Annotated in this window: 21 protein-coding genes and 1 riboswitch; of the genes, 11 read left to right on the top strand and 10 right to left on the bottom strand. The window is 33.0% G+C overall.

Annotation, left to right across the window (positions count from 1 at the left end; genetic code table 11):
* Positions 1-4: 4 nt before the first annotated feature.
* Positions 5-3,406, top strand: a complete 3,402-nt coding sequence (locus GN138_RS12965) for a RagB/SusD family nutrient uptake outer membrane protein (RefSeq protein ID WP_157364431.1) — start codon at positions 5-7, stop codon at positions 3,404-3,406.
* A 90-nt stretch (positions 3,407-3,496) separates the two neighbouring features.
* Here GN138_RS12965 and GN138_RS12960 read toward each other — a convergent pair whose 3' ends face one another.
* Positions 3,497-4,540 (bottom strand): LacI family DNA-binding transcriptional regulator, encoded by a 1,044-nt coding sequence (locus tag GN138_RS12960; protein ID WP_157364430.1) that lies wholly within the window; start codon positions 4,538-4,540, stop codon positions 3,497-3,499.
* 146 nt (positions 4,541-4,686) lie between these two features.
* Here GN138_RS12960 and GN138_RS12955 point away from each other — a divergent pair, with 146 nt between their 5' ends.
* From GN138_RS12955 to GN138_RS12935, 5 genes are all read left to right on the top strand, one after another.
* Positions 4,687-5,733 (top strand): sugar kinase, encoded by a 1,047-nt coding sequence (locus GN138_RS12955; RefSeq protein WP_157364429.1) that lies wholly within the window; start codon positions 4,687-4,689, stop codon positions 5,731-5,733.
* Between the two features lie 65 nt (positions 5,734-5,798).
* Positions 5,799-6,467, top strand: a complete 669-nt coding sequence (locus GN138_RS12950; protein WP_157364428.1) for a bifunctional 4-hydroxy-2-oxoglutarate aldolase/2-dehydro-3-deoxy-phosphogluconate aldolase — start codon at positions 5,799-5,801, stop codon at positions 6,465-6,467.
* A 6-nt stretch (positions 6,468-6,473) separates the two neighbouring features.
* Complete coding sequence (locus GN138_RS12945; protein WP_157364427.1) at positions 6,474-6,986, top strand: LacI family DNA-binding transcriptional regulator; 513 nt, start codon at positions 6,474-6,476, stop codon at positions 6,984-6,986.
* Positions 6,987-7,305: 319 nt separating this feature from the next.
* Positions 7,306-8,274 (top strand): T9SS type A sorting domain-containing protein, encoded by a 969-nt coding sequence (locus GN138_RS12940; protein WP_157364426.1) that lies wholly within the window; start codon positions 7,306-7,308, stop codon positions 8,272-8,274.
* An 86-nt stretch (positions 8,275-8,360) separates the two neighbouring features.
* Positions 8,361-9,197, top strand: a complete 837-nt coding sequence (locus GN138_RS12935) for a DMT family transporter (RefSeq protein ID WP_317162756.1) — start codon at positions 8,361-8,363, stop codon at positions 9,195-9,197.
* A gap of 3 nt (positions 9,198-9,200) precedes the next feature.
* Here the strand turns inward: GN138_RS12935 and metF are convergent, their stop codons facing one another.
* The 5 genes from metF to GN138_RS12910 all read right to left on the bottom strand — a co-directional run bounded on the left by metF (position 9,201) and on the right by GN138_RS12910 (position 15,985).
* Positions 9,201-10,154 (bottom strand): methylenetetrahydrofolate reductase [NAD(P)H], encoded by a 954-nt coding sequence (gene metF / locus GN138_RS12930; RefSeq protein WP_157364425.1) that lies wholly within the window; start codon positions 10,152-10,154, stop codon positions 9,201-9,203.
* 80 nt (positions 10,155-10,234) lie between these two features.
* Complete coding sequence (locus GN138_RS12925; RefSeq protein ID WP_157364424.1) at positions 10,235-13,366, bottom strand: vitamin B12 dependent-methionine synthase activation domain-containing protein; 3,132 nt, start codon at positions 13,364-13,366, stop codon at positions 10,235-10,237.
* 1 nt (position 13,367) lies between these two features.
* Positions 13,368-13,724: a four helix bundle protein gene (locus GN138_RS12920; protein WP_157364423.1), complete on the bottom strand. Its 357-nt coding sequence runs from the start codon at positions 13,722-13,724 to the stop codon at positions 13,368-13,370.
* Positions 13,725-13,753: 29 nt separating this feature from the next.
* Positions 13,754-14,755: a homocysteine S-methyltransferase family protein gene (locus GN138_RS12915; RefSeq protein ID WP_157364422.1), complete on the bottom strand. Its 1,002-nt coding sequence runs from the start codon at positions 14,753-14,755 to the stop codon at positions 13,754-13,756.
* A gap of 60 nt (positions 14,756-14,815) precedes the next feature.
* The gene (locus tag GN138_RS12910) at positions 14,816-15,985 is read right to left on the bottom strand and encodes a trans-sulfuration enzyme family protein (protein WP_157364421.1); all 1,170 of its coding nucleotides are present in this window, start codon (positions 15,983-15,985) and stop codon (positions 14,816-14,818) included.
* Positions 15,986-16,097: 112 nt separating this feature from the next.
* A riboswitch (SAM riboswitch) is annotated at positions 16,098-16,221 on the bottom strand.
* A 134-nt stretch (positions 16,222-16,355) separates the two neighbouring features.
* On the opposite strand from GN138_RS12910, the gene GN138_RS12905 reads away from it, so the two are divergent.
* From GN138_RS12905 to GN138_RS12895, 3 genes are all read left to right on the top strand, one after another.
* On the top strand, positions 16,356-16,952 hold the full coding sequence (locus GN138_RS12905) for a HupE/UreJ family protein (protein WP_157364420.1): 597 nt from the start codon (positions 16,356-16,358) through the stop codon (positions 16,950-16,952).
* A gap of 93 nt (positions 16,953-17,045) precedes the next feature.
* Positions 17,046-17,489, top strand: a complete 444-nt coding sequence (locus GN138_RS12900; RefSeq protein WP_157364419.1) for a deoxycytidylate deaminase — start codon at positions 17,046-17,048, stop codon at positions 17,487-17,489.
* Between the two features lie 8 nt (positions 17,490-17,497).
* Entirely contained in the window at positions 17,498-19,108 is a 1,611-nt protein-coding gene (locus tag GN138_RS12895) for a S41 family peptidase (protein ID WP_157364418.1), read from the top strand.
* A 5-nt stretch (positions 19,109-19,113) separates the two neighbouring features.
* Here GN138_RS12895 and GN138_RS12890 read toward each other — a convergent pair whose 3' ends face one another.
* The 3 genes from GN138_RS12890 to GN138_RS12880 are packed head-to-tail and all read right to left on the bottom strand — an operon-like array spanning position 19,114 to position 20,514.
* Entirely contained in the window at positions 19,114-19,719 is a 606-nt protein-coding gene (locus tag GN138_RS12890) for an NAD(P)-binding domain-containing protein (RefSeq protein ID WP_157364417.1), read from the bottom strand.
* Entirely contained in the window at positions 19,719-19,919 is a 201-nt protein-coding gene (locus GN138_RS12885; RefSeq protein ID WP_157364416.1) for a hypothetical protein, read from the bottom strand. Before GN138_RS12885 ends, GN138_RS12890 begins: the two co-directional genes overlap by 1 nt.
* A gap of 13 nt (positions 19,920-19,932) precedes the next feature.
* Complete coding sequence (locus tag GN138_RS12880; protein ID WP_157364415.1) at positions 19,933-20,514, bottom strand: MarC family protein; 582 nt, start codon at positions 20,512-20,514, stop codon at positions 19,933-19,935.
* Between the two features lie 196 nt (positions 20,515-20,710).
* Here GN138_RS12880 and GN138_RS12875 point away from each other — a divergent pair, with 196 nt between their 5' ends.
* Both GN138_RS12875 and GN138_RS12870 read left to right on the top strand, forming a co-directional pair.
* Entirely contained in the window at positions 20,711-21,280 is a 570-nt protein-coding gene (locus tag GN138_RS12875; protein ID WP_157364414.1) for a DUF3109 family protein, read from the top strand.
* A gap of 186 nt (positions 21,281-21,466) precedes the next feature.
* Positions 21,467-22,180 (top strand): DUF4412 domain-containing protein, encoded by a 714-nt coding sequence (locus GN138_RS12870; protein WP_157364413.1) that lies wholly within the window; start codon positions 21,467-21,469, stop codon positions 22,178-22,180.
* Here the strand turns inward: GN138_RS12870 and GN138_RS12865 are convergent.
* Positions 22,160-23,950, bottom strand: a complete 1,791-nt coding sequence (locus tag GN138_RS12865) for a tetratricopeptide repeat protein (protein ID WP_231743078.1) — start codon at positions 23,948-23,950, stop codon at positions 22,160-22,162. The genes GN138_RS12870 and GN138_RS12865 overlap by 21 nt on opposite strands.
* Positions 23,951-23,997: the final 47 nt, after the last annotated feature.

Here is a 23,997-nt window from a genome sequence, read left to right as displayed (position 1 = left end):
CATTATGAAAAAATATTTTATTAATATCGTTTTATTATTGTTTTTACAATTTGGATTTTCACAAATTGTGGAGGTTACACATCTCTCTAATGGTACTGACTTACAATTGCCTGTGGAATCGATAGATAGTGTAAATGTTGTGAATTATAATAGTGCTACTCTTAAAAGAGTTTATCAAAACAACGGAGACATCCTTAGTATTGCAGTTGAGGATATAGACAGTATTACGTTTTTAATGCCTAACGTAAATAATTTACCTTCGCTTAGTACAGTTCCTGTTACTAACGATTCCCCAACATCGTTACTCTCAGGAGGTATTATAACCAGCGAAGGAGGTTCGCCGATAACCCAACGAGGTGTCTGCTGGAATACTATGCCAAATCCTACGATTGCAAATAACTTTACAATTGATGGTACAGGCACAGGGAGTTTTATTTCAGATTTATATCCATTAAATCCATCTACGGTGTATTACATTAGAGCTTATGCTACCAATGATAATGGTACTAATTATGGAAATCAAATTTCATTTACAACTAGTAACCCAGACCAGTCTGCAGATTTACCAGAAGTAATAACAGGTGAGTTAATATATAATGATGGTTTAACTGCTTTGGGCTCTGGTTCTGTATCAATTAATTCTGGAACGATAACTTCTAGAGGTCTTTGCTGGGCAATAGGTGCTACTCCAACTATTAACTCTATTCACTCTTTAGAAGGTTCTGGAACAGGCGTTTTTAGTAGTTCATTATATGACCTTCAGCCAGATACATTGTATAGAGTTAGAGCATTTGCTTCTAGTGATGCTGGAATTGCCTATGGAGAAGAAGTCTTATTTAGAACACATGATTTACCGAGTCAATTTGAAACAACATTATATAATTATTTAGAAAATGGTACAGTAGGCCTAGATATGGGTGTTTTATATAATGGTGGTTCGGATATTACCGAACGCGGTGTTTGCTGGAGTACAGAAGGTGTCCCAACGATAGAATCTGATATGTTAGCTTTGGGAACAGGTGAGGGAGTTTTTAATAAAACCATAACCAATTTAAATTCAAATGAAGTTTATTCATTTAGAGTCTATGCTACCAATGGTATTGGCACATCTTATGGGCCATTAATTACAGCATCGCTTGATGGCAGTTTAAGTTTAGATGATATATATTATTTATTATATGAATCAGGAACAAGGCACTATGATTTTGGGCAAAAGGGAGTAGATATTTTTACAGACATATTGTGTGGTGATATGGCATTATCACAAACTGCATATGGATGGTATAACCGTACGTCTAATTATGATGACACCATAGGAGAAGTATCTTCATCGGACAATCCTCCAGCATTGATTTATGACTATTATTTTAGAGTAATTAATAATGCAAATACTATCATACAATCATTAGCTCCGTCTGGTTCTTTACCCACTAACCAGGAAGACCAATGGGTACTAGGGCAAGTTTTGGCACTAAGAGGTTACGCGTATTTTTACTTAACGCAACTGTATCAAGAGCAATATAACCCTTCAGAAATTATCTTACCATTGCATGTAGGTAGTCAATATGATGTTAATCCTGTGCCAATAGGTGATATTTACAATCAAATGTTAAGTGATTTCAGTACTGCCATTAATTTGCTAGATAATTATACGAGACCAAATAAATTGCATATAGATAAAACTGTAGCACAAGGATTACTGGCATATGTATATGCTTCTATGGGAGACTATCTTAACGCTAAAATATTAGCAGACACTGTAATTGGTAACGGCACTCCATTAACTAATGCTGCAGAGTTGACTTATCCAGGGGCAGGATCCGGGTTCAACGATGTTAATACTAGCTCGTGGTTATGGGGTAAAGACTTAAGTATAGATGATGGTATTCAATTAATCCAATGGTGGGGACATATAGATTATTTTACTTATGGCTATGCCTGGGCAGGGGATAGAAAATCTATTGATGATTTATTGTATTCTCAAATATCAGATGATGATATAAGAAAAAATCAGTTTGGTACAGGAGGGACAGCTTTGCAACCAATAAATAAATTCTTTGATCTTAGTAGAACGGCTGGTGGAATAGTACAGGAAATTACAAATGATTTAATATTTATGAGATCTGATGAATTTTATTTGTTAAGTGCAGAGTGTGCAGCGAGATTAGGTGACGATTCTAGCGCAAGAACAATAATGGTTAATCTTTTAAATGATCGTATTTCTGGTGCGAATCAGATAGTAAATTCTTTATCTGGTCAAACTCTTATTGATTTTATTTACTTGCAAACAAGAATTGAACTTTGGGGAGAGGGTAAGTCTTATCTCGCAATGAAACGTAATGATGCTACAGTTACTAGAGGAACAAATCATGTATTTCGTGCAGGAGAAACCTTTGCTCATGACATGGATGAACTAACATTTGATATTAATTTTGAGAATATTTCTACATATAGTCCGCCACAATTAGAGTTTTTAAATTGTGAGGGTGTGGTAGATAATGGAAATGAGTTAATATATGGGGAAGCTGTCACTAATTTTACTTTTCAAATACCCTATACTACTCAAGCAGGCGGTAATTACGAAGCAATGAGTATACAGTCGGATGGAGTTGAGGGCTTAACGGCTTCAATAGAGAGTGGTGTTTTTGATGAATTACAGGGAGTTTTAGAATTTACTATAACAGGAATACCCTCATCATATGGAACAGCAGAATTTGCTGTTTCTATTGACGGAAAAGACTGTAATATCTCATTTGAGGTTGTGCTTGTAGGAAACTGTTCCGCATACCAAACTATATTAACCATTAATTTTAATGACGCTCCAGAAGAAACTTATTGGGAACTTTATAGTACAAGCGACACTTTAACTCCATTATTCTCTGGAGGAATAAATGGAAGTTATTCTGGGATGAGTTCAATTGGTATCCCTATTTGTTTAGAGGATGGAGACTATGACTTGTTGTTTTACGACACCAGCAACAATGGAATGGGCATTAACGGAAATTATAGATTAGAAGGAGTTAATGGCGAAATTTATGCTTGTGGTGGCGTATTTACTGATTCTGAAAGTACGTTATTTACAACAGGAGTTGAAACTGCTGATATACATGAAATAACAATTGAAATTCAATTAGATGATTGGCCAGATGAAACTACATGGCAAATTTTTGATTTGTCAGGCGATCCAACCGTAATTATTTCTGGTGGTCCATATGTTAATCCAGACGATGATTTTACAATTAAGTCCTATAATTTTTGTTTGGCATCAGGTAATTACGGTATAGCAGTATACGATAGTTATGGTGATGGAGGTTCGGCTTATACTGTTTTTAATGGAACAACACCTTTAACAGCATTTACTGAAGTAGTAAGTTCTTCATCGTCTACTGCTTTTACATTAAACTAGGTTTATAAAGTGATTGACCTAAATTAAGTTGTAGGTATAGCTAAAATTTATTAAAACAGAGAGGTTCGCTTCTCTGTTTTTTAACTTTTACTAAAGCGTTAAATCTTTTAATATTCTGTTTGACGATGCTCTTACAATCAATTCAGATTTTAAAATGGTTTTAGTTAACTTAGGTTTCCAATCGTCTTGGTTAATGCGTTTTAAGAAGGTTTCTGCAGCTCGTTTTCCAATTTCGCCACTATGCTGATTTACTGTTGTTATAGTAGGTGTTACTAAAGATGAAAAAGGTTCATTACTAAATCCAACTAATGCAATGTCATAAGGAACCTTAATATTATGTTCTTGTAAAACTTGTAAAGCACCTAAAGCGGCATAATCGTTAGAGACATAGACAGCATCAGGTCTGTTTTTAAGTTTTAACAGTTGTTCCATACCTAGCCTGCCATCATTTAAGGTTAAATCAGATTCTATAATAAGCTCATCGTCTTGTGGTAAATTATTTTTTTCAATGGCATCTATGAAGCCAAGAATTCTGTTTTTAAAGATTCGAGTACGTCTATAACCACCTATATGAGCAATTCGTTTGCAGCCTTGCTCCACTAGATGTTCAACAATCATATGACTGCTGTCGTAATCATCAATTCCTATGTAATCTACATTTAAGTCGTTTTCACCTCTGTCAAAAACAATTAGTGGAATTCCTTTTAATTTAATTTTTTCATAATGAGATAAATCTACAGTTTCGTTTGCCATTGAAGCAATAATACCATCTACCTGAGTATAGAGTAATGTGTCTATGTTTTTACATTCCTTTTTAAAAGATTCGTTAGATTGCGTAATAATAATATTATAACCAGCTTTATCAAGTACAGCTTCTATCTGCTCTACTACAGAAGAAAAGAAATTACTATTTGTTCTAGGTACAATAACACCAACCAAATTACTTTTACCTTTTCTTAAAGCACTTGCAATATGATTGGGCTGATAATTTAATGCCTTAGCAACACGTGCTACTTCCTTTTTTGTTTTCTCACTTATTCTAGAATCATTATGCATGGCCTTAGAAACTGCCGCAGGAGAAATATTTAATTCGTTAGCAATGTCTTTTAATGTTGTTCTTTTTTTATTCGCCAAGTTTTTATATATTTGCTTAATCGATTAAGCAAATATAATAGTTAAATGTAAAACAATCAAAACTACACAGTTTTGATTTATTTTAATAGAATTGATTAATCGATTAACCAATAACAATTATATAACTAATTAAACAAAAATTTATAATGAAAAAAGTAGTCACTTTTGGTGAGATTATGCTAAGATTAGCACCTCAAGGTTTTTTAAGATTTTCTCAAGCAAACAATTTTGACGTAGTGTATGGTGGAGGAGAATCTAACGTGGCAGTATCTTTAGCAAACTACGGAGTGCCTGTAGATTTCGTAACCCGTTTACCTAAAAATGATATTGGTGAGTGCGCCATGATGGAAATGCGTAAAAGAGGTGTAGGTGTAGATAAAATTATTTATGGAGGAGATCGTTTAGGGATTTATTTTTTAGAAACAGGTGCTGTAAGTAGAGGAAGTAAGGTAGTATATGATAGAGCACATTCTGCAATTTCTGAAATAGAACCAGGAATGGTAGATTGGAAATCTGTGTTTAAAGATGTAGCGTGGTTTCACTGGACAGGGATTACACCTGCAATTTCTCAAGGTGCTGCTGATGCTTGTTTAGAAGCTGTAAAAGTAGCTAGTGAAATGGGAGTAACAATATCTACAGATTTAAACTATAGAGCTAAACTTTGGACATTCTGTGATGATGCACATAGAGAAAAAATAATGACAGAATTAACATCTTACTGTGATATTGTTTTAGGTAATGAAGAAGATGCAGAAAAACACTTTGGTATTCATCCAGAAGGTTTAGATGTACATAAAGATGGTCATGATGTAAAGGCTGAAGCTTTCTTATCTGTATGTAAGCAAATGATGGAGAAATTTCCAAGAGCTAAAAAAGTGATTACAACTTTAAGAGGTTCAATTTCTGCATCTCATAATACTTGGGCTGGAGTTTTATATGATGGTTCTAAAATGTATGAAACACGTCAATATCAAATTACAGATATCGTAGATAGAGTAGGTGGAGGAGATTCGTTTATGGGAGGATTAATCTACGGATTATTAAAATACCCAGAAGACGATCAAAATGCTTTAGACTTTGCAGTTGCAGCTTCTTGTTTAAAACATACAATTAAAGGTGATGCTAACTTAGTAACCGTTTCTGAGGTTGAAAAACTTATGGGTGGAGATGCGTCTGGTAGAGTTGCACGTTAATAAGACTAAAACTATAAACTAATTAAACAGCACATATTTTATGTGCTGTTTTTATCACAATACATATGGCAAATTATACAAGAATAGAAGTTGCAAATGTTATGAAACAAACTGGCTTAGTTCCATTGTTTTATAACTCAGATCTAGAAACAAGTAAAAAAGTAATACAAGCAACATACAATGGTGGAGCGCGTTTACTTGAATTTACAGCAAGAGGCGATTTTGCTCACGAAGTTTTTGGAGAATTAAATAAATGGGTAGTAAAAGAATTACCAGGAATGATTATGGGAGTTGGGTCTGTAACGGATGCAGCATCTGCGTCTCGTTTTATGGCATTGGGTGCTAACTTTATAGTAACTCCTGTGCTTAGAGAAGATATAGCTATCGTTTGTAACAGACGTAAAGTAGCGTGGTCTCCTGGATGTGGTTCGTTAGCAGAAATTTGTAGAGCAGAAGAGTTGGGTTGTGAGGTTGTAAAGTTATTCCCAGGAGGAATTTATGGACCTGGATTTGTAAAGGCTATTAAAGGACCTCAACCATGGACAAGTGTAATGCCAACTGGAGGAGTTGCGCCAACTAAAGAAAATTTAGAAGGTTGGTTTAATGCTGGTGTTACCTGTGTTGGCATGGGCTCAAAGTTAATAGCTAAAGGTGCAGATGGTACTTACGATTTAGCAAAAATCGAATCTGATACTAGAAATGCTTTAAGTATAATAAGTGATTTAAAAGCCTAATTATTGATGTCATCAGCTGTTACTATTAAAGAAATTTCAAATTTATCAGGATATTCTATATCTACGGTATCTAAGGCTTTGAATAATAAGTTAGAAATAAGTAAGGCTACACGTGACGCAATTAAGAGTATAGCAAAACAGCATAATTATGTACCTAATAATTATGCTGTTTCACTTAGAATGCAAAAAACAGGTTCTATAGCTGTTATTTTGCCAGAAGTTACTCAATCTCATTTTGGGCATTCTCTTTGCCATTTGCAAAAATCTGCAGAATCATTAGGTTATAGAATTCTATTTTATCAATCATTTAACTGTAATGATAAAGCGTTGAGCTATATTAAAAGTCTTAGTGATGGATCTATAGATGGAATTATTGTTGTTTCTTCAGACAATAAATCAAAATCTTTATATAAGGAAAATTCTTTTCCTGTTGAATTTCTTCATCTAACTGCTGATTTCTCACTAGATGAAATTAAGCAACAATCTTATAAAAGCTTAACAAACGTTTTAAAAAATTAAGTTGAGTTTTCAACTTTTTCATTAGAGTATAATAATTAGAAGCTAAAAACTAATAGTAGTTAATATCTAATTGTTAATCTCTCAATTTTTTAGCAAAAAAAAATACTTGTGTCTAATTTTAACTTCAATAATTGGTTTTATTTGTTAAAAAAGGCTGTTTTTTTATTAATTCTTTAGTTGTGATGTAATTGTGTTTGTTTTTTTGCTATATTTGGTTGACCAGTTTGGTAAACCAATTAAAGAGTTAGTCTTCTTTATGATAATTGTCTGTTATTGAGCTCGGTAAAATCTCTAAATAATAACTAAAACAACAACAAGTATGAAAACAAAACTACTTTTTACAAAGCCAACAAAACCATTTTACATCTTATTGGTGTTCTGTATGTGTTTTAATTACGGCTGGAGCCAAAACCTTATGTTAAACCCTACATGTGATGATCATACAAGTAGTACAGGAGACAACGCAGATGCTTATGATATGACTCCTAATAATACAATACTTGATGAAACAGGTGCTACAATAGATAGTCCTTATCAGGCTATATGGGATAATGACGCTTTAGAAGATGCTTTAGAACTTAAATATCTTGGAATGCCAGGTTCTTTAGATGAGCAACCAGGATCTACTAGTAGTGGAAATAATGGAACAAGAGGAGTTAAGTTATATGATGACGGAAATCCAGTTATAACGGGAAGTTCTCGTCGTTTATATCAGAAAGTAGTAGGACTAACAATTGGTGCTAACTATATTTTTTCAGTAGACTCACGTTCTGAAGCAGCAGGAACTGATTCAGAAGTATATATTTTAAATACCGAAATTACTAGTGAAGACGGTATAGATGCCAATGGTGCAGCTGATTCTAGTGTAGATGCTTATATGGATATTCCAGCTTCTGATACATGGGCTACTTATACTACAGTATCTTTTACAGCAACAAATACTTTTGCTGTTGTTTATGTTAGATCTCTTGGTTCAATTGATAGCAATACTGAAGTGTTTTATGATAACTTCTCATTAGTTGCAGATTCTACCGCATCTGTAAATGATGTGTTTGCATCTAATATTAATGTATTTCCTAATCCTGCATCAGATAATATTACAATAAAGTCTAAGGATCAAACACAATTTGATTCTGTAGAAATGTTTAATATTCTTGGTTCAAAAGTAATATCTACTACAAGTCTAATAAATGATACATTAAATGTTTCTGATTTAGCTTCTGGGATTTACTTGTTAAAAATTAATGCCGGTGTACAATCGGCAACAAAAAGGATTGTTATTGAGTAAATAGGTGTCAATATTTACTGTGAATTGGGTAACTTAACGTTTTAAGTTACCCTTTATTTTTTATAAAATTTTAAATAGACCAACTTGTGAAAAAAGCCATACAATACATGATAATTAGTGCACTTGCATTTACATTATTAAATGTTTTTGTTAAATCACTTAAAGATTTTAGCGTATATCAAATAGTATTTTTTAGAGCGTTAGGCTCCTTATTTTTTACAATACCTTTTTTATTGAAAAATAAAATTTCATTGCTCGGAAATAAAAGAGGTTTAATGATTATGCGAAGCGTTGTTGGTCTTATTTCAATGATTTTGTTCTTTTCAGCTATTAAATATATAGCAATGGGTACAGCAGTATCATTGAGGTATATAGCGCCAATTTTTGCAACTGTTTTCGCGTTATTTATTTTAAAAGAAAAAATAAAACCTATTCAATGGCTCTTTTTTGCTATCGCTTTTGCAGGTGTTTTAATTATAAAAGGTTTTGATGATTCAGAAATAGAAATTGTTGGTGTATTATTAGCACTAACGTCGGCTTTATTTGCAGGATTCGTTTATATATTTATCCGAAAAATAGGTGATGCCGATCACCCTGTTGTCATTGTGAATTATTTTATGATTATATCTACAATAATTGGCGGAATTTTATCAATAAAAAATTGGATAACTCCTATAGGTCTCGAATGGTTTATCCTTATGAGTTTAGGTGTTTTTGGATATTTTGCTCAATTGTATATGACTAAAGCTTTACAAGTTGGAGAAACAAACCAAGTAGCACCACTAAAATACCTTGAAGTCATCTTCACAATAATTATTGGACTAATATGGTTTAAAGAAGTGTACACCGTTTGGAGTATTGTAGGCGTTTTATTAATAGTTACAGGGTTAACTTTAAATGTTGTAACCAAGAAAAAAGCCTAATATTTAAAACAATTCAGATGCTATAGCTTTTACATTATCACTTTTACCCATAGAATAATAGTGCAATACAGGTACACCAGCATCTTGTAATTCTTTAGATTGTTGAATAGCCCATTCAACTCCAACTTGTCTTACTTGTTGATTGTTTTTACAAGTTTCAACAGCATCAATTAAATCTTCTGGTAAATCAATTTTAAATACTTGTGGTAATAGTTGTAGGTGGCGTTTTACAGCAAGAGGTTTTATACCTGGAATAATTGGCACATTAATCCCTTCGGCTTTGGCAGCTTCTACAAATTCAAAATACTTTTGGTTGTCAAAAAACATTTGGGTTACCACGTAATCTGCACCAGCATCTATTTTTTCTTTTAAACGTTTTAAGTCTGTTTTTAAAGACGGTGCTTCTAAGTGTTTTTCAGGATAACCTGCCACACCAATACAAAAATCCGATTTGTCGTCTACTTCTACAACATCGTGTAAATACTGACCTTTATTTAAATTCTGAATTTGCCCAACCAATTCTTTGGCAAATTGATGACCTCCTTCACAAGCTTTAAAATATTGCTCATGCTTCATGGCATCGCCTCGTAAAGCCATTACATTATGAATGCCTAAATAATGACAATCTACCAATAAATATTCGGTTTCTTCTTTAGTAAAACCTCCACATAAGACATGCGGAACTGTATCTACATTATATTTATGCGATATGGCAGCACATATACCTACAGTTCCTGGTCGCATACGAGTAATTTTACGGTCTAGCAGTCCATCTTTTTCAATGTATAGGTATTCTTCTCTAGAGGTTGTAACATCTATAAATGGTGGATTGAATTCCATTAATGGGTCAATATTATTATAGAGTTGTTGTATGCTATTTCCTTTTTTTGGTGGAATAATTTCAAAGGAAAATAAGGTTTTTCCGTTGGCGTTTTTTATGTGGTCTGTTACTTTCATGTTTACTTCCCAAGAAAGTGGGAATTTTTTTAATTAATAATTTATTTATCAATAGATTCCTGTTTTCACAGGAATGACAGTTAATCTGCAATATTAGGACTCAACCATTTCGTTGCTTCTTCTTTTGAAATGTCCCTTCGTTTACTATAGTCTTCAATTTGGTCTTCTTTTATTTTTCCTAAACCAAAATATTTAGCTTCTGCATTACCAAAATAGTAACCACTGACACTCGCTGCTGGCCACATGGCTAAACTCTCTGTAAGTTTTACTCCAATGTTTTCTTCTACTTTAAGTATATCCCAAATGGTTTTCTTTTCTAGATGGTCTGGACAAGCAGGATAACCTGGTGCTGGTCTAATACCTTTATAATTTTCTTTAATTAACTCGTCGTTAGACAAGTTTTCATTATTAGCATAACCCCAATGTTTTGTTCTTACTTCCTTGTGCAAATATTCAGCAAAAGCTTCTGCTAATCTATCTGCTAAAGCTTTAATCATAATTGAATTGTAATCGTCGTGTTCGGCTTCAAACTGTGCTGCTAATTCTGCGGTTCCAAATCCCGTTGTTACACAAAAACAACCCATATAATCTTGTTTGTTGGTTGCTTTTGGTGCAATAAAATCGGCTAAGGCAATGTTTGGTTTGCCTTCAGATTTTTTGGATTGCTGACGAAGGGTTAGAAAAGTATAGGTGCCTTCATTAGATGCTGAATCAAGTTCAGCATTACAATCAGAGATTGTAATATCATCATCGTTTACAGTATTCGCTTCAAATAGTCCAAATACGGCTTTTGCTTTAAGCAGTTTTTCATCAAAAATACGTTTCAGTAACACCTGCGCATCAGCAAATAATTCTGTGGCTTGTGTACCAACAACATCATCCGTTAATATGGCTGGATATTTGCCATGCAAATCCCAACTTCTAAAAAATGGCGACCAATCAATGAATTCTTCAAGTTTAGTGATATCAAAATCTTCAATAATTTGAATGCCTAATTGTTTTGGTTTTACAATTTCAGAAGTATTCCAATTGATTTTAAATTTGTTTTTTCGAGCATCAGCAATCGTTAAATAATCCTTTTTCTTGGTACGTTTTAAGAATTGCTCTCGGAACGCATCATACTCTTCTCTAATTTGGTTTTTATAAACTATACTGTCTTCTTTTAGTAAATCTCCGACAACAGTTACTGCTCTTGAAGCATCATTAATATGAACCACAGTATGGTTATAATGAGGTGCAATTTTTACGGCAGAATGGGCTCTAGACGTGGTTGCACCTCCAATAATTAAAGGAATGTTTACTTTTTCTTTTTCAAGTGATTTAGACACGTAAACCATTTCATCTAACGACGGTGTAATTAACCCACTCAACCCAATGATATCTACCTTTTCCTTAATAGCGGTTTCAATAATTTTCTCTGGTGGCACCATTACACCAAGGTCAATGATTTCATAATTATTACAACCTAGAACGACACTTACAATATTCTTTCCGATATCATGCACATCTCCTTTAACGGTGGCCATTAATATTTTACCAGCAGATTTGGCCCCTTCCGTCCCCAAAGGGGAAACTTTTAGGGCTTCTTTTAATCTTTCAATAACATTATCAAGATTTGATAAAACGTCATCATTTGTAAATCGTATGACACGATAACCTTGTTCATTTAACCATTTTGTTCGTTCTTCATCTGAAGCTTTGTTTTCTGGTAATTGATGTATAAGTCCATCAATTTCTACTATCAATCCTTTTTTTAAGCAAATAAAATCGGCAATATAACTTCCAACAATATGCTGTCTTCTAAATTTATAATCATCTAATTGTTTATTCCTTAAAACATTCCAAAGTAAAACTTCTGCTTCTGTGGGTTGGTTTCGCATTTTTTGCGCATGTGCTTTCATTAATCCGTATAACAGTGGGTCGGCTGTCTTCCAGTAAGAAGTCCCCTTTGGGGATTTAGGGGCTTTTTTTGCCTCCTCTATAAAAGGTTGAAGGTACGCAACCGCTTTTTTCATAACTCGTGCCGATTTCACCACTTGCGGTAAAAACATTTTTCCACTGCCAAATAAATCGCCAACCACATTCATACCATTCATTAGGTGCCCTTCAATGACTTCAATAGGTTGGCTAGTGGCTAAACGTGCCTCTTCCACATCTTCTAAAATATAAGTGTCAATACCTTTTACTAAGGCGTGGGTAATTCTATCTTGTAATGAGTCGCTTCTCCATTCTTGTACTTTATCATCTTGTTCTTTTTTCTGTCCTTTTACCGATTCGGCAAAATCTAATAAGCGTTCCGTAGCGTCATCGCGTCTATCAAACAAAACATCTTCTACACGTTCTAATAAAACTTTATCAATTTCATCATAAACTTCAAGCATTGTAGGATTAACAATTCCTAAATTCATGCCGTTTTTAATGGCGTGATATAAAAAGGCCGAATGCATGGCTTCGCGTACAACATTATTTCCTCTAAATGAAAAAGACACATTACTCACTCCACCAGAAACATTGGCATGAGGTAAGTTTTCTCTAATCCATTTGGTCGCTTCAAAAAAGTCGAGTGCATTTCTACGATGCTCGTCCATACCTGTAGCCACCGGAAAAATATTGGGGTCAAAGATGATGTCTTGTGCCGGAAATTGAAGTTCGTTTACTAAAATATGATACGAACGTTTACAAATTTCAATGCGTCTATCGTAATTGTCGGCTTGGCCATCTTCATCAAAAGCCATCACCACCACAGCAGCACCATAACGTTTAATAAGTTTAGCATGGTGCTTAAATTGGGCTTCACCTTCTTTTAAACTTATAGAATTTACCACACATTTCCCTTGCGCAACTTGCAAACCGGCTTCAATAATTTCCCATTTAGAACTGTCAATCATTATGGGAATTCTAGCGATATCAGGTTCTGAGGCAATAAGATTTAAGAAGGTGGTCATGGCATGTACACCATCTAGCATACCTTCGTCCATGTTAACATCAAGGATTTGTGCGCCTCCTTCAACCTGGTCTCTTGCCACTTCTAAGGCTTCGTCGTATTTTTCTTCTTTTATAAGTCGAAGGAATTTACGTGAGCCAGTAACATTGGTACGTTCGCCTACGTTTATAAAGTTACTGTCTGGTGTTACCACGAGTGGTTCTAATCCAGATAATGTTAGATACTTTTGGTTTTTAGTTGTTTGTTGATAGTTGCTGGATGCACTCATCTTACTTTTTTGATTTGAAATAATTAATGAATCCGTTAAGCAGCTTTTTACAAGAGGTAACGTGTTCTAAAATTCGTTTTAATTGTTCTTCAGAGATGTAATCTAAATCGAAAGCTAAAAAAAGTTGTGTTTCAAGTTCATATAATGAACCTTTTGAAATAAATAAGTAATGAATCGTTTCTTTGTTGGATTGTCTTCCTAATCCCTCTGCAATATTTGAAGGAATAGAAATGGAACACCTCCTAACTTGATTTGTTAAGGCGTACAGTTCTTCCTGAGGAAAGGAATTACTTAGTAAGTAAACTTTTTTCACAAGCTCCCTTGAAAATTTCCAAACATCTAATTCTGTATAATCCATTCTTTTCTTTTTTAACTGACCACTATCAACTATACACCAACAACCAATTTCCTTGGTTCATATTTCTGAGCAACTTCAGCGATGGCTTTAATGTGCTCAGGACTAGTGCCACAGCAACCACCAATAATGTTGATGAGGTTATCTTTAAGATAAGCTTCAATATAACCTTGCATTTGTTCTGGGGTTTCATCGTATTCTCCAAAAGCATTTGGTAAACCAGCGTTTGGATGTGCTGAGGTAAAAAACTCTGTTTCGTCCGATAAGCGTTGTAAATAAGGTTGTAGTTGTTGCGCACCAAGCGCACAATTAAAGCCAACACTTAATAACGGAATGTGTGAGATTGAGGTTAAAAATGCTTCAACCGTTTGGCCAGATAATGTTCTGCCTGAGGCATCAGTTATGGTACCCGAAACCATAATAGGAATATCAATATGGCGTTCTTCTTTTACTTCTTCAATAGCAAATAAAGCCGCTTTTGCATTTAAGGTATCAAAAATAGTCTCCACCAAAAGCATATCTACACCACCATCAATTAAGGCTTCTACTTGTTGTTTGTAGGCTACACGTAATTCGTTAAAAGTAATGGCTCTATATTCTGGTCGGTTAACGTCTGGTGATAAACTTGCTGTTCGGTTTGTTGGTCCAATACTTCCGGCTACAAAACGCGGTTTTTCAGGATTTTCTTTAGTGAATTTATCTGCAACTTCTCTAGCGATTTTTGCAGATTCAAAATTCAACTCATATACTAAATCTTCCATATCGTAATCTGCCATGGCAATGGTAGTTCCAGAAAAGGTATTAGTTTCTACAATATCTGCACCAGCTTCAAAATATTTTGCATGAATTTCTGCTATGGCTTTGGGTTGCGTTATGGACAATAAATCATTATTTCCTTTTAATGGTGATGGATAATCTTTAAAGCGTTCGCCTCTAAAATCTTCTTCTGAGAAATTATATTGCTGCAACATGGTTCCCATGGCTCCATCGAGAACTAAGATTCGTTTTTGTAATTCTTCTTTTATTTTGCTCATAATATGTATGTGTTCTCGATACAATTTTATTCCGATGTCATAAAATCACTCGAACTGACGTTAGTTTTCTAGGGCCTGTTTTAAATCGTTAATAATATCTTCAGGATGTTCTAGACCAACCGAAATCCTAATTAAACCAGCTGTGATTCCTGTTTCTAAACGTATAGCTTCAGGGATTTTAGCATGCGTTGTTGATGCAGGATGCGTTACAATAGTTCTTGTGTCTCCTAAATTTGCAGAGAGTGATAGTAGCTTAATTGAATTGAGGAATTGTCTTCCGGCTTCAATACCGCCTTTTATTTCAAAAGCCACGATATTTCCACCTAGTTTCATTTGTTTTTTAGCTAATTGGTATTGTGGATGCGATTTTAAAAACGGGTATTTTACCAATTTCACATTATCATGGCTCTCTAAAAACGTGGCCACTTTTAAGGCATTATCACAATGTCTATCTACTCTAACGGGTAAGGTTTCTAAACTTTTAGAGAGTACCCAAGCGTTAAAAGGTGATAAGGCTGGACCACTAATTCTTGAGAATAAATATATTTTCTGAATTAAGTCGGCACTTCCAACGGTTACACCTCCAAGCACTCTACCTTGTCCATCCATTAATTTGGTGGCAGAATGAATCACCAAATCGGCACCAAATTTTATGGGTTGTTGCAAATAAGGCGTTGCGAAACAATTATCTATTATAAATAAAATATTGTGTTTTTTTGCAATATCGCCTAAGCGTTGTAAGTCTAAAATATCTACTGCAGGATTGGTTGGACTTTCAGCATAAATTATTTTAGTATTCGGTTGAATTAGGCTTTCAATCTGGTCTAATTCATCAATTTTAAAATAGCTTGTTGAGATGTTCCACTTTGGTAAAATGTTATTGAATAAGGTTTGTGTGGAACCAAAAATGCTTCGTGATGAAATGATATGGTCATCGGCATCTAATAACGCAGCAAACGTAGAAAACACGGCAGACATACCAGAAGCAAAGGCATAACCACCTTCTGCGCCTTCCATTTTACACACTTTTTCTACAAATTCTGAAGAGTTTGGGTTAGAATAACGACTGTAAATATTGCGTTCTTTTTCTTCAGCAAATGAGGCGCGCATATCTTCAGCGTCTTCAAATACGTAGCTCGAGGTTAAATACAGTGGACTAGAATGTTCTAAAAATTGAGAACGCTCTATTTGGGTACGAATAGCCTCTGTTTCTATATGTTTTGTACTCATTGTATATCACTTTAATTAAGAGTTAACAAAAACTCAAATACATCAAAAATTGACGTGTAATTAATAAAATGTTATAAGATGTAATAATTACCTTGAATAGGTAATAATTTGTTAGTTATCTATCCAATTACACGATAAATGAATCGGTAATTAAGTAGAATTTAGCACCTTCTTAATAAGTTTAAGGGTTGCTAAGGCTTCACTGGGTCTAATCCCTCTGCCTTTCTTGATAACATTTCAATACGTTATTTGAACTTTACGAATTACAATATTCCGAAAGAATATCACAAAAAACAAATATTATTCATTTTATTTAACAGAAGGATATAATCTTTTAATTGTAACTTTGAATTTCCCAAAAGAGTTAGCTATGTTAGAAAATTTTTGGTTTAATGTTGAGTATGGCATGAACCACGTTTTAGATATTAATGGTTATGACCATGTTCTTTTTTTAATGGTATTATCTGTGCCTTATCTTTTTAAAGATTGGAAGCGCGTACTTTTGCTCGTTTCTATGTTTACTTTAGGACATACATTATCTTTGGTTTTAGCAGCTTATGGCATTGTAAGTGTTAACGGAAAATTAGTTGAGTTTTTAATACCTGTAACCATATTAGCTGCTGCGATATACAACATATTTACATCTGGAAAAAATTCAAAATCTAATAAAGTTGGTTTGTTATTTTTTACAACCTTATTTTTTGGTATTATACATGGTTTAGGCTTTGCTAGAGAATTTAAAATGTTTTCTGGTCAGAGTGAAAATAAGTTAGAACTTCTTATTGAGTTTGCACTCGGAATTGAATTTGCCCAAGTTATTATTGTATTCATTGTTTTATTTGTTGGTTTTTTATGCCAAACCATCTTTAGAGTTTCTAAACGAGATTGGGTTATGGTACTTTCTTCAATAGTTGCAGGTTTAGTAATTCCTATGATATTGGGTAGCGAATTATTAAGTAATACTTAAAGTTTGGTTAAATTTTACAGAAAGTAAATTGGTTATAAAATACTAACCATTTATATTCGTTCCGTACAAGCGTACATTTTTAAGAAAATTTTAATGCCAGACACTAAACAATTACGTTACGATAAAGCTTATTTGCGCATTGCTAAAGAATGGGGAAAATTATCACATTGTAAACGCAAGCAGGTTGGCGCACTTATTGTAAAAGATAGAATGATTATTTCTGATGGTTATAATGGAACACCAACAGGCTTTGAAAACTATTGCGAAGATGATGAAGGTTACACAAAATGGTATGTGTTACATGCGGAGGCAAACGCAATTTTAAAAGTAGCATCATCTACACAATCTTGTGAGGGAGCAACGTTATATATTACATTATCTCCTTGTAAAGAATGCAGTAAATTAATTCACCAAGCAGGTATTGTAAGAGTTGTTTATCACCAAGGCTATAAAGACGATTCAGGTCTAAAATTTCTAGAAAAAGCTGGAATTGAATTAGAACATATTGAAAATTTAAATGAAGAAACTGCCTTATAGTGCAGCTTATGGTTACTAAAAATAAATATATACCACTTATAATAGGTGTTGCAATAGCGGCAGGAGTGGTTATTGGTGGAAAGTTGAATTTTTCAGATACTTCAGATAATCTATTTTCTACAAATAGTAAAAAAGATAAACTCAACAGATTAATAGATTACATAGATTACGAATACGTGGAAGATGTAAATACAGATAGTATTGTTGATGTTACTGTAAATGGTATTTTAAATAATCTAGATCCGCATTCATCCTATATACCAAAAGAAGATTTAGAACGTATTACCGAAAACATGAAAGGTAATTTTGTGGGTATAGGTATTAATTTTTATCCATATAAAGATACCATTGCGGTTATTAAGCCTACAGAAGGTGGCCCAAGTGAACGTGCAGGTATAATGAGTGGTGATCGTATATTGTATGCAAATGGAGATACACTCTATGGTCGAAAAATTGATAATGATTTATTAGGAGAGAAATTAAGAGGCGAAAAAAACACAAAAGTAAAGTTAACGGTTTTTAGAAAAGGAGAGGATGAATTATTAGAGTTTGATGTAAAACGCAAAGAAATTCCCATTAAAAGTGTTGAGGCTTCTTACATGCTTACAGACGATTTGGGATATATTAAAATGAATCGTTTTGCCGAATCTACCTTTGATGAGTTTAAGGAGGCTTTAGATGAACTTCAAGAGTTAGGTGCAGAAAAATTAGCTTTAGATTTAAGAGATAATCCTGGTGGTTTTCTCGGTATTGCAGAGCAGATTGCTGACGAGTTTTTAGAGGATGACAAATTAATTTTATTTACAAGAGATAAAAAAGGAACAGAGGAACGCACGTATGCTACACGCCGTGGTGATTTTGAAGCGGGTGAAATATATATCTTAATAAATGAGAATTCAGCGTCTGCTAGTGAGGTCATAGCAGGTGCTTTACAAGATAACGATAGAGGAATTATTGTAGGAAGACGCTCTTACGGTAAAGGCTTGGTACAACGCGAAATGGCCTTAGGTGATGGAAGCGCTGTACGGTTAACAGTATCTAGATATTATACGCCAACGGGTCGCTCTATTCAAAAGCCTTATGTAAATGGTGCTAATAAAGATTACTATAACGATTATCTAAAGCGATTAAGAACAGGAGAATTAGTAGATGAAGAAAATATAGTGGTAGATGATTCTTTAAAATTTACAACTCCAAAAGGCAAAGTTGTGTATGGAGGAGGAGGCATTATACCAGATGTGTTTGTACCTGTAGATCGATTGTTTGATAACGAAACCATTAATTATTTAAGACGTCGAGGACACTTTGGTTATTTTGTGTTTGAAGAATTAGATAAAGACCGAAGTATTTATGCTAATATTTCTAAATACGATTTTATAAATAATTTTGAAGTTAGCGATGATATTGTTGTGAAATTTGAAACCTACGTCAATCAGCGAGAGCGAACTAATATCACCTTTGTAGCCTATAATGAAGAGGTAAGACGACTTATTAAAGCTACATTAGCGCGTCAATTATTTGATGATAATGCTTTTGAAGAGATTATAAATAAAGAGGATATTATGGTACAAGAAGTAATTCTCTTAAGCACTGAAACTCCAAATTTTATTCAAGATTAAGAAGGTTAAGCTTTATCGTGTACTTTGGTATGCTTTCCGTTATTCCAAAGCGTTAAAATATCAGTAGCCACATGTGCACCACTTCCGCTAGCAATAGCAAATTGACTACGCCAACCTGCTAAGGTACCAGCAACATATAAGTTTTTCTCAATAAGATGGTCTGAGTTTTTTAACCAAATTCTATCTTTTTCTTTTACAGCTCTTGGGTGAGGTTCAATATAATTATCTAAGCCATCAATGGTCATTAAATTGGTATAGCCTACTGCAATTACTACAATTTTAGAATTATAAGTGTTTTTATTGGTTTCAACAGTAAAACCATCGTTATTTTTTAATACAGAAAGGACTTTCTCACCATCAATTTGATTGATATGAGGATATAAATCATGAAGTTGTTTTATACCATCATTTAAAATGTCAGCTCCTAAAGTGCCAGCAGGTAACCCTAAAACATTATTAAATAATGCGTTTTGAAGATGAGAAGTTTTTTGATGTGTAATAATGCCTATTTGTTTCCCTTCTGTAAAAGGTTTGTTTTTTGCAGACCCTAAAATTAAAGCACAAGACAAACCAGCGGCTCCTCCACCAATAATTAACGCATCAAAATTCATTATTGTTTTTTACTTAATTTTTCAATCTTTTTAGATATTCTTAGAATTTGTAATAATAGAATAGCACACAATGCTGTAATAATAGTGATTAATGCGGTTTGACTTTCGCCTGTGAACAGTGCGTCAAAGTTTAATTTGGTGGCATTAAAAATGATAAGTACAGTTGCCAAAATTGAAATAATAATTGTAAATATCTTCATGTTTAAAATGGTATTAGGCTAATAACTCCTTAATATTATGAGCAAATAGTTTTACTGCAATGGCTAACAAAATTACACCAAATATTTTTCTAATAATATTAATACCGTTTGTACCAATTATATTTTCAATTTTTGACGATGTTTTAAGTACTATGTAAATTACAATAACGTTACAAATTACAGCAACGATAATATTTTCTATAGCAAATTCTGCACGTAAAGATAGTAATGTTGTTAAACTTCCTGGTCCTGCCATTAGCGGAAACGCCAACGGAAACACAGAGGCAGTTACAGCACTGTGTTCATCATCCTTATATAAGGTGATGCCTAAAACCATTTCTAGGGCAATAAAAAAGATTACAAACGCACCTGCCACAGCAAAAGAGTTAACGTCTATACCAATAAGGTTTAAAAGACTTTTTCCAACAAAAAGGAAAATAATCATTATTATACCTGCAATAATTGATGCCTTTTCACTTTGTATGTGTCCAACTTTTTTACGTAGGTCTATAATAATAGGAATATTTCCTATAATATCAATAACCGCAAAGAGCACCATAAAGGCTGTAAATATTTCTTTTAAACTTAATTCCATTTCTTACTTATTCTAAATTTAGGTAATTTTTAAAATTTATTGTAACTATTTTTATTTCAGATTATTACAAATATAGTGTAATAAACTATTTTGAAATTTTTTGCAAAGGTGCGATAATATTAAAGATTTCCAATATTAAATTACGATTAATAATAATTCAACTTTGATATAGTGTAAGATTGAGTATTTTTGTGGCATGTTTCAACTAGGAAAAACCATCGTTTCAGAAGATATTATTGAGAAAGATTTTGTTTGTAATCTTTCGGCTTGCAAAGGTGCTTGCTGTATTGATGGCGATGCAGGTGCACCATTATCGGTAGATGAGGTAAAAATACTAGAAGATATTTATCCTAAAGTAAAACCATTTCTTAGACAAGAAGGTATTGATGCTATTGAGCAACAAGGCACATCTATAACTACAGAGTTTGGTGACTTAGAAACTCCTCTTATTAATGGTGCTGATTGTGCTTATGTTATTTTTGATGAGAAAAAAACGGCACTTTGCGCCATTGAAGAAGCCTATAATCAAGGTGAAATTTCTTGGAAAAAACCAGTTTCTTGTCACTTATATCCTATTAGAGTTAAAGACTATTCTGAATTTTCTGGTGTAAATTATGAGCGTTGGGAAATTTGTGATGATGCTTGTGCATTGGGTAAAGAGTTGCAAGTGCCAATTTACAAATTTGTTAAAGAGGCTTTAATTAGAAAATTTGGAGAAGATTGGTATGCTGAATTAGAAAAGGTTGCAGAAACATATAAGCGATAGAACAATATAGTTGTCTTTTTTAACATTATTAAATATCTGCTTTAGATTGTATTGTAAGAAAATGTAATCTATTCACTTACAGGTATTTCCGAGTATACATTATAAGTTTCAGGTTATACATAAAATATTGATTATTCAGTGTTAGGGTTTTAATTTTATGGAAATTAATCTATAAATTCCTCTTGTATGAAAATTTCAAATTCATTAAAACATTTTCTTTTTCTTATTTGCGCCTTATCAATACAAACTGCTTTTGCTCAATTTGGTAAAGCCAATAAAGTAGAGCTGCCAGATACTTACGATTTTGATTATATCTATAAACTAAAGATGACTCACAAAAAGGGTGCTATAACCTTTGATTATTATTTAAGCGAAAACGAAAGTTATTTTGGTTTTAATAGTGCTGAAATGAACAAAGGAAGCGAAGACTCTAATATATTTATGGTATTAGATTCTGATTTAGAAATTTCTGCTATGTTTATGGAAATGATGGGTAAAAATGTAGTACAAAAAACAAAACTGAAAGCTTCAGATTTAACTTCTGATGAGGATATGTCTAATTATTCATTCACGGAAATAGATTCTAAAACAATTAATGGATACGAGTGCGAAGGCTATGTTACAGAAAATGATAATATGAAGATAACATTTTATATCACAGATGATGTTACGGTAAGTTTTAATAAAGCTTTTGGGGCTAACGTAAAAAACATGCCTAAAGGTTTTGATACCTCTATAATGGAAAAGTATGCAGAAAATGGGTTAATGATGGAGATGATTTATGTAGATAAAAAGAAATCTAAAAACAATATGACTATGGAATGTATTGGTTTAGAAAAAACGGATTTTTCTATAGACACAACCAAATATGGCTCTATGTTAGGAGCTTTTGGTGGTTAAATTTTCTACTTTACTTTTTAACTTTTGGGTAGGTATTAGTAATGATATTTTAGTGCCGCTAGGTTTATCGTCGGTATATAAATCTTCAATTCTTAAACTGTAGCTGTCTTTAAAAGAGAGAGAGAAGTTAGCAAGCCTGGCTTTGGTAATGTCTATACCAACGGAATTTCTTTGTAATTTTTTTTGTTCCTTAATTTTTTGAGAAGCTACTCTTCCTATACCATTATCAATGATTTCTACAATGATATATTTTTCAGATTTTTTAATGACATTTAATTCAATTTTTTTATTGTCTGCTTTAGAGGATAAACCATGCCATAGCGAATTCTCTAAAAAAGGTTGCAGCACCAATGATGGTATTTTAGTAACTTCTGTATTAATAGAAGGGTCTACGTTAATTTGAAAATCTATTTCATTAGAAAATCTAATATTTTCAATATTCATGTAAAGTTTCATCGTTTCTAGTTCGTCTTCTAAAGAGGTTTCTTTTTCTTTTGAAGCCATTAAAATCTTTCGGATTAATTTAGAAAACTTATTAAGATAATATACTGCATTCTCTTTTTCATTATTAATTATATAAAGCTTAATTGAATTTAAAGAGTTAAAGATAAAATGTGGGTTCATTTGGCTTCTAAGCATATCTTGTTCTAATGTTAAGATGTGTTTATCGCGTTTTAAGGCTTTGGTTCTATTCATTATAAATAGTATTGTTCCTATAATAACAAGTAATAATGATGTAAATAGTAAGATGTTTTTATTGCGCTCTAATCGTAATCTTACCGCTTCGTTTTCTAAGGCTAAGGCTTTAATTTGGTTGTTTTTGTTTTCACTCTCATACTCAATAACTATATCGTTTACGTACTGTAGATTTTGTTCTGTTAAAATGGTGTTTTCAATCTCTACTGCTTTTTGATAGAAGTCTAGAGCAATATCAAAATTTTCATTTTTTTCGTTTATTTTAGAAAGCAATTTACTAGCATCTGCAACTGAAGATTTTAGGTTGTAAGAACTTGCAATGTTGAGCGCTTTTTTTAGGTGTTTTTCAGCAAGTTCAATTTCATTTAATTCATATTCTAAACTTCCTAAATTAAGATAAGATGAGGTAATGTAAAATTGGTCATCTAAATTTAATGCTTTGTTAAGCGCTTCTCTAATAATGGGTTCGGCTTCTTTAAATTTTTTTTGTTTAAGATAAACAGCTCCAATACTGTTGTAGCAGATAACTCTACCAATGTCTGAGTTTATGGTGTTATTGTGTTCTAATGATTTTTTATAATTAAATAAGGCGTCTTTTAAGTTTCCTTTTGCTTCTTCTGCATATCCTATATTATGGTGGTTAATTGCAAGACCTAAAAGATTGTTGTCTTCCTTTTCTAGTTTTAAAGATTTTTTAAATTGGGTAATAGCTATATCGTATTGCTTTAAAGCCATGTATATGTTGCCAATACTATTTTGAGAAACAGCAATGCTTCGTCTTATAGTAGGCGTAGGATTAGGAATAGTATAGGCGAGTTTTAAAGCTTCAGTATGGTAGTCTAATGCGGGTTTAATGACGTCCATACGTCTGTATGCAACCCCAATCATATTAAGACTAATGATTTCTAACTCAATATTATTTGCCAAGTCTGCATACTTCTTAGCTTCTGTATGGTATCTTATAGATGAATTATAATTAGAGATGTTTCTATTAATAGTACCTAAAGCATTTAAAGCATAGCAAGAAACTTCGTGATAACTTTGTGCTTTAGAATTTGAGAGTAGTTGTCTCATTTTTAAACTATCACTTTCAAAAGGTTTTAAAATAGAATCAATGGTTG

The organism is Winogradskyella endarachnes (assembly GCF_009741275.1).
Classification (GTDB): Bacteria; Bacteroidota; Bacteroidia; order Flavobacteriales; family Flavobacteriaceae; genus Winogradskyella; species Winogradskyella endarachnes.
Note: the sequence above shows the minus strand (reverse complement) of the source record. Positions and strands in the feature narration are given on the sequence as shown.